Here is a 6,817-nt window from a genome sequence, read left to right on the forward strand (position 1 = left end):
GACGCGCGCGGGCGCGTGGCCGAGCTGCACGAGATCCGTGCGCAGGCGTTGGCCGGGCCGAGCGAGAAGGCGACCCAGGCGCAGCACGCCAAGGGCAAGCTGACCGCCCGGGAGCGTATCGAGCTGCTCCTGGACGCGGGGTCCTTCCAGGAGGTCGAGCAGTTGCGCCGGCACCGGGCGACCGGTTTCGGCCTGGAGGCGAAGAAGCCGTACACCGACGGTGTCATCACCGGCTGGGGCACGGTGGAGGGCCGTACGGTCTTCGTCTACGCCCATGACTTCCGTATCTTCGGCGGTGCGCTGGGCGAGGCCCACGCCACGAAGATCCACAAGATCATGGACATGGCCATCGCGGCCGGTGCGCCGCTGGTGTCGCTGAACGACGGCGCGGGCGCCCGGATCCAGGAGGGTGTCTCGGCGCTGGCCGGCTACGGCGGCATCTTCCAGCGCAACACCAGGGCCTCCGGCGTCATCCCGCAGATCAGTGTGATGCTCGGTCCGTGCGCGGGCGGCGCCGCCTACAGCCCGGCGCTGACGGACTTCGTGTTCATGGTCCGTGAGACCTCGCAGATGTTCATCACCGGCCCGGACGTGGTCAAGGCCGTCACCGGTGAGGAGATCACCCAGAACGGCCTGGGCGGCGCCGACGTGCACGCCGAGACCTCCGGTGTGTGCCACTTCGCCTACGACGACGAGGAGACCTGCATCGCGGAGGTCCGCTACCTCCTCTCCCTCCTGCCGCAGAACAACCGCGAGAACCCGCCGCGAGTGGAGTGCACCGACCCGGCCGACCGCCGCTCGGACGTCCTGCTCGACCTGGTCCCGGCGGACGGCAACCGCCCGTACGACATGACGAAGGTGATCGAGGAGATCGTCGACGACGGCGAGTACCTCGAGGTCCACGAGCGGTGGGCGCGCAACATCATCTGCGCCCTCGCGCGACTCGACGGGCAGGTCGTCGGGATCGTCGCCAACCAGCCGCAGACCCTGGCCGGTGTGCTGGACATCGAGGCCAGTGAGAAGGCCGCCCGCTTCGTGCAGATGTGCGACGCCTTCAACATCCCGATCATCACTCTTCTGGACGTCCCCGGCTTCCTGCCCGGCGTCGACCAGGAGCACGGTGGAATCATCCGCCACGGCGCGAAGCTGCTGTACGCCTACTGCAACGCGACCGTGCCCCGGATCTCCCTGATCCTGCGCAAGGCGTACGGAGGTGCCTACATCGTCATGGACAGCCAGTCCATCGGGGCGGACCTCACCTACGCCTGGCCGACCAACGAGATCGCCGTGATGGGCGCCGAGGGCGCCGCCAACGTCATCTTCCGCCGCCAGATCGCCGAGGCCGAGGACCCCGAGGCCATGCGGGCCCGCATGGTCAAGGAGTACAAGTCCGAGCTGATGCACCCCTACTACGCGGCCGAACGCGGCCTGGTCGACGACGTCATCGACCCCACCGAGACCCGCGAAGTCCTCATCAGGTCCCTCGCGATGCTGCACTCGAAACACGCCGACCTGCCCTCGCGCAAGCACGGCAATCCCCCGCAGTGACAGAGCACTTGAACCGCAGCACATGAACCGCACCAGCCCGTGGGAGGCAGGACCTTGGAGGAACACGCGCCGAGGAGCACGACGGTGCACGTACGGATCGCGCTGGACGTGATCTGTGTGCACTCCTATCTCGGCTACACCCGTTTCATCCGTGCGGCCGACCGGCTGCGCGCCGAAGGCCACCAAGTCCGGGTGGAGTTCCTGCCGTTCGAGCTCGCCCCGGGCGCCGGTACGGAGGGGCAGCCCCTGCTCCCCGTACTGGAGCAGGTGTTCGGCGCGGAGGCCGTGCGGCAGACGCTGCGCTTCGCCGAGCAAGTCGCCGCGGAGGGGCTGGAGTTGCATTACCGGCGCGCCGTGGCCACCGGGACGTTCGAGGCGCACCTGCTCATCGCTCGCGCCGCCCGGCAGGGCCTGGCTGAGCCGATGGTGGAGCGCCTCTTCCGCGCGCACTTCACGGACGGGCTGCACATCGGCGACGCCGCCACGCTCGCCCGGCTCGCCGAGGAGATCGGCGTCACGGAGGACGACGCCGGCACCGCGCCGGCCGAGGCGACCGCCGAGACCGGCCGGCTGCGCGCCGAACTCGACCGGGTGCGCCGGCTCGGTGTCACCGGCGTGCCGGTGTTCTTCATCGACGGCGTACGTCCGCTCACCGGGTCCCAGCCGGAGGCCACGCTGTTCGCGGCGCTGCGCGAGGCCGCCCGGACCGCGTCCGGCTTCTGACCGGAGCGTCCGGAACCTCAACTTTGGCATCGAGGCATCACAGATCCACGTCAAGCGCGTGGTGACACCCTCCGGGGGCTGCTTGGCTGAAGGCCACCCCCGGCCCGCATGCGTCCATGCGGTGATTCGTCAGATCCCAGCACAGATAGGGCTCAACATGGTTTCGCGACGCAGGTTCCTGGGCTCCGCGGTTGCGGTGGCGGGTGCCACCGCGGGCTTCACCGCACTGCCCGCGGCGGCGGCACAGGCCGCCGCACAGGTCGATCCGGAGGTGATCGTCAGACCGGGCGACGCACGTTACGCCGAGCTCGCCGAGCGCGGCTACAACAACCGTTTCGTCGCCACCCCGGACGAGATCTGGCTCGTGCACTGCGCCGCCCAGGTCGAGAAGGCGGTGAACCAGGCCATCGCCAACAATCAGCGCATCACCGTGCGCGGCGGCGGCCACTCCTTCGAGGGCCTGGTCGACGATCCGCAGTTCCGTGTCCTCGTCGACCTGTCCGAGATGAAGGGCATCACCTTCGACCCGACGATGAACGCCTTCGCCGTCCAGGGGGGCGCCCGCCTCGGCGAGGTGTACAAGGCGCTGTACGAGGGCTGGGGGGTCACCGTCCCGGGTGGTGTCTGCCCCGAGGTGGGCGTCGGCGGTCACGTCAGTGGCGGCGGATACGGCCCGCTGTCGCGCCGTTTCGGCCTCGTCGTGGACCACCTGTACGCGATCGAGATCGTCGTGGCGGACCGCGGCGGCAAGGCGCGCACGGTCATCGCCACCCGCAACGCCGGCGACCCGAACCGCGACCTGTGGTGGGCCCACACCGGCGGCGGTGGCGGCGGGCTCGGCATCGTGACGCGGTTCTGGTTCCGGACGCCGGGCGCCTCCGGCGACGCGTCGGCGCTGCTGCCCAAGCCTCCCGCGCGGATGCGCAAGACCGTCGTGAGCTGGCCCTGGGCCCAGCTGACCGAGGCGGCCTTCACCCGTCTCGTGCTCAACCACGGCGCCTGGCACGCCGCGAACAGCGCCCCCGGCTCCGTGTACTCCACGATGCACAGCTCGCTGCAGCTCAACTCCTCGCTCGCGGGCACGGTGCATCTCGAGATCCGCATGGACGCCACGCTGGCGGACACCCCCAAGCTCCACGACGACTACATCCGCGCGGTCAACGCCGGTGTGGGTGTGGAGCCGACCATCGACATCCGGGAAGGCACCTGGCTGGAGATCGCCCTGGAGCCGACCCCGAGCTACGGCGCGTACTCGCGGCAGAAGTCCATGGGCGGCCATCTGCGCAAGCCGCTGACCGAGACTCAGATCCGCGCGATCCACCGGTCCCTGACCGACCCGAACCACTACGGCGTCGGCCTGGTGTACCTCGCGGCCTACGGCTGCAAGATCAACACGGTGTCGTCGTCGGCCACGGCGATCCCCCAGCGGGACTCCATCTTCAAGCTCTGGTACTCCAACAACTGGGCCGACCCGGCGACGGACGAGGCGGAAGTCAACTGGGTGCGCACACTGCGCAAGAGCGTCCACGGCGCGACCGGCGGCTTCCCGGTACCGAACGACCAGCAGGACGGCGGCTACATCAACTACCCCGACATCGACATGCGTGACCCGGCGCAGAACACCTCAGGTGTGCCCTGGTACTCGATCATCTGGAAAGACAACGCCCCGAAGCTGCAGCGGGTCAAGAAGACCTACGACCCCAAGAACGTCTTCCGGCACGCCCTGTCCCTGGACCCCGCCTGACGGTTCGCCGGGCGGTCGGCCATCGCGCCGGAAGCACACACCCCCATGTCCATGAGCACCGCGCCGGACCCGGGCACGTCCCTGGCCGGCGTGGTACGACAGCCCGGAGGGCTCCATGACCAGCAGTAACCCCGCTGCCACCCACACCGCTCCAGGACGGCGAGCGCTGCCCGTGTGGCAGGTCGTCGCGGGGAGCGCCGCCGTCGCCGCGGTCGTCAATCTGATCGTCCTGTTCATCGGCGACGCCGCCGGAGCCTCCCTGGTCCTGGAGCTCGACGGAAAACGCGACGAGATCGGCGCGGGTGACGTGATCTTCATGTCGATCGCGGCGCCGGCGATCGGCATCACGGTGGCCGTGCTCCTCGCCCGCTGGAAGCCGGTGTTCCTCAAGGTGGGTCAGATCGCGGGCGGCCTGGTGGCGGCGCTGACCGCGATCGGCCCGCTGACCCAGGACACCGACGGGGGCACCTCGGCCACGCTGGTCACGATGCACCTGTTCGTCGGCTTCGTCGCGGTGGCCGCGCTGGAAGTGATCCGCCGGTCCCGCGTCTGATCTCGCAGCACTGGCCGGGCGGGGCCCCCCCCCCCCCCCGGGGGGGGGGGGGCCCCCCCCCTCGGCGCGGCGGCCCCCCCCCCCCCCGCCGCATTCGTATGCCTTCGCAGGAGGAGGAAGCATGACATCAGACGGCTTCGTCACGCCCGACGTCTCGACGACACCGGCCGGTCAGTCCTGGCGCATCACCAGCGGGTCCCCCACCGAGGAGGAGGTCGCCGCGGTGACGGTGGCGCTCGCCGGCGTTCTCGCCGCGAACGCCGCTCAGGCGGCACAGCCGGCGGACGTCGGCACCGGTCCGCGCGGGGCGCGCTGGACGCCTTCCTCGGCCAGGCGCAGGACAGCCACCTCATGGGCTGCCGGTTCACTGCCGAGCTGGCGCGCAACGGCCTGATCATGCCCCCGACGGGGCGGATCCGTACGGCGGAGATCGACAATCTCCGCATTCCATGGAAACCCGTTCGATTTATTCGATTTAGCGGACCGCTGATCGCCGTTGACCGGGCGGCCCTTCCACCCCACCGATCCTGGATTCCTCGCGCCGGAGATCCGGTCTCGATGACGAGCCGATTCCCGTTGAGCGAGACGGCCGACGTCCCGGATTGTCCGGGCTGCCTTCCTCCAGGATCAGGCGTGGCCCAGCCGGAAACCGACTCCCCGGGCCGTGATGATCCAACTGCTGGAACCCAGCTTGCTGCGCAGGCTGCTCACGTGGGTGTCGATCGTACGCCCGGGCTCCGAGCGGGAGTCCCGCCAGACCTGCGCCATGATCTGCTTGCGGGTGACGACGATCCCCGGGCGGGAAGCGAGCAGGTACATCAGATCGAATTCCTTGCGCGTCACTTCTATGGGCCGGCCGTCCAGGCGGATTTCCCTGGCTCGGGGGTCGATGCCCAGCGGGCCGACGGTGATGGCCTCGTCGGGTGCGACCGGCTGCCGCAGCGACCGGCGCATGACCGCCTCGATACGGGCGATCAGCTCGGCCAGGCTGTACGGCTTGGGCACATAGTCGTCCGAACCCGCCCGCAGACTGAGGACCCGGTCGACCTCGGAGTCGCGGGCCGTCACCACGATGATGGGAACGTCACACACCGCCCGGATGCTCCGGCACAGTTCGACGCCGTCCAGGTCGGGAAGGTCCAGGTCGACGAGGAGCAGATCGGCGTTCCGGTACTGCTGCAGGGCCTGGGCGCCGGTCGGCACGCTCTCCGCCTGATACCCGTGTCGCCACAGGTCGCGGACCAACTCCTTCGCCACTTCGCTCTCGCTCTCCACCGCGAGAACGCGCAACGCCTTACGGACTCGTCTCACCTCCGGCCTGACGGACGCACCCCGCGTGGACACATGCGGAATGCGTGGTTCAACAAGCCTCACGGACTGATGCCCCATCCGAGAAATCCCCCATTTCATCGATTAAGCGGAGCGTCGAGCCATCGCCAAAGCAGGTGCACACGAACAGTACAGACGACGCGCTCGATCCGTCAAAGATCAAAAGTTGACGGATTGCCGAATTAAAGGAGAACCGAAACACTGCGGAAACAAAAAGGAATCCAGCAGTGCCCAAGAAGGATGTGCGGTACACATCGAATTTACGCCTTCGGGGAAATCGCCCAGCCGAAGACTCATCAGATGACGACTCGTCCCGCCTGGCCAGTCAGGCAACAGGCGTCCGAAAACCAGCCATGAATTGTTGCACCGCCAACTACACCAGCTCCCCCGTACAGACCTCTTCCAGTTTCTTCCGATACATCGTACACGCAGGAGCGTACGACGTATACGAGTGATGAGTCACACCCGCTTGATCACGAATGTGATCGAACACAGGGGTCACCACAGGAGCACGCTATCGATACCGTCAGTTCCAGAATCAGTGACAAACCGGCCATTCCCAGGCCGACACACGACGAGCACCCAGCCGACTTGACGCCGCTCTCGGGAGATGACGAGGACATGACCCAAGCACAGGCACCGGACCGCGGGACCTCCCGGTCGAAGGACGTGCGCCGTCTCGACCGGGTGATCATCAGGTTCGCGGGGGACTCGGGTGACGGTATGCAGCTCACCGGTGACCGTTTCACCTCGGAGACGGCGTCGTTCGGCAACGACCTGTCGACGCTGCCGAACTTCCCCGCCGAGATCCGCGCGCCCGCCGGCACCCTTCCCGGCGTCTCCTCCTTCCAGCTGCACTTCGCCGACCACGACATCCTCACCCCCGGTGACGCGCCCAACGTGCTCGTGGCGATGAACCC

Annotated in this window: 6 protein-coding genes and 1 pseudogene; 6 read left to right on the forward strand and 1 reads right to left on the reverse strand. The window is 68.4% G+C overall.

Annotation, left to right across the window (positions count from 1 at the left end; translation table 11 throughout):
• Positions 1-15 precede the first annotated feature (15 nt).
• The 5 genes from ACPT94_RS41990 to ACPT94_RS42010 all read left to right on the forward strand — a co-directional run bounded on the left by ACPT94_RS41990 (position 16) and on the right by ACPT94_RS42010 (position 4,962).
• The gene (locus ACPT94_RS41990; protein WP_425248148.1) at positions 16-1,548 is read left to right on the forward strand and encodes an acyl-CoA carboxylase subunit beta; all 1,533 of its coding nucleotides are present in this window, start codon (positions 16-18) and stop codon (positions 1,546-1,548) included.
• Between the two features lie 84 nt (positions 1,549-1,632).
• Positions 1,633-2,271 carry a DsbA family oxidoreductase gene (locus ACPT94_RS41995; protein WP_360352372.1) on the forward strand — a complete coding sequence of 213 codons (639 nt, stop codon included), beginning with the start codon at positions 1,633-1,635 and terminating at the stop codon, positions 2,269-2,271.
• A 157-nt stretch (positions 2,272-2,428) separates the two neighbouring features.
• A complete protein-coding gene (locus ACPT94_RS42000) occupies positions 2,429-4,015 on the forward strand; it encodes an FAD-binding oxidoreductase (protein ID WP_360352370.1) in 1,587 nt (528 codons plus the stop codon).
• A 115-nt stretch (positions 4,016-4,130) separates the two neighbouring features.
• Entirely contained in the window at positions 4,131-4,568 is a 438-nt protein-coding gene (locus tag ACPT94_RS42005) for a DUF6069 family protein (protein WP_360352367.1), read from the forward strand.
• Between the two features lie 121 nt (positions 4,569-4,689).
• Entirely contained in the window at positions 4,690-4,962 is a 273-nt protein-coding gene (locus ACPT94_RS42010; RefSeq protein WP_425248147.1) for an acyl-CoA carboxylase epsilon subunit, read from the forward strand.
• A gap of 233 nt (positions 4,963-5,195) precedes the next feature.
• Here ACPT94_RS42010 and ACPT94_RS42015 read toward each other — a convergent pair whose 3' ends face one another.
• Positions 5,196-5,879, reverse strand: a complete 684-nt coding sequence (locus tag ACPT94_RS42015) for a response regulator transcription factor (protein ID WP_360352398.1) — start codon at positions 5,877-5,879, stop codon at positions 5,196-5,198.
• Positions 5,880-6,518: 639 nt separating this feature from the next.
• Between ACPT94_RS42015 and ACPT94_RS42020 the strand changes: the two are divergent.
• A pseudogene (locus ACPT94_RS42020) lies at positions 6,519-6,817 on the forward strand (2-oxoacid:acceptor oxidoreductase subunit alpha); the annotation flags it as partial.

The sequence above is a fragment of the Streptomyces aurantiaciflavus genome (assembly GCF_049808595.1).
In the GTDB taxonomy this organism is placed as follows: Bacteria; Actinomycetota; Actinomycetes; order Streptomycetales; family Streptomycetaceae; genus Streptomyces.

What these genes read in the sequence shown, in the direction of transcription:
- ACPT94_RS42010 (WP_425248147.1), top strand. Translation starts at nt 4,690, where the DNA reads ATGACATCAGACGGCTTCGTCACGCCCGACGTCTCGACGACACCGGCC.
- ACPT94_RS42005 (WP_360352367.1), top strand. Translation starts at nt 4,131, where the DNA reads ATGACCAGCAGTAACCCCGCTGCCACCCACACCGCTCCAGGACGGCGA.
- ACPT94_RS42000 (WP_360352370.1), top strand. Translation starts at nt 2,429, where the DNA reads ATGGTTTCGCGACGCAGGTTCCTGGGCTCCGCGGTTGCGGTGGCGGGT.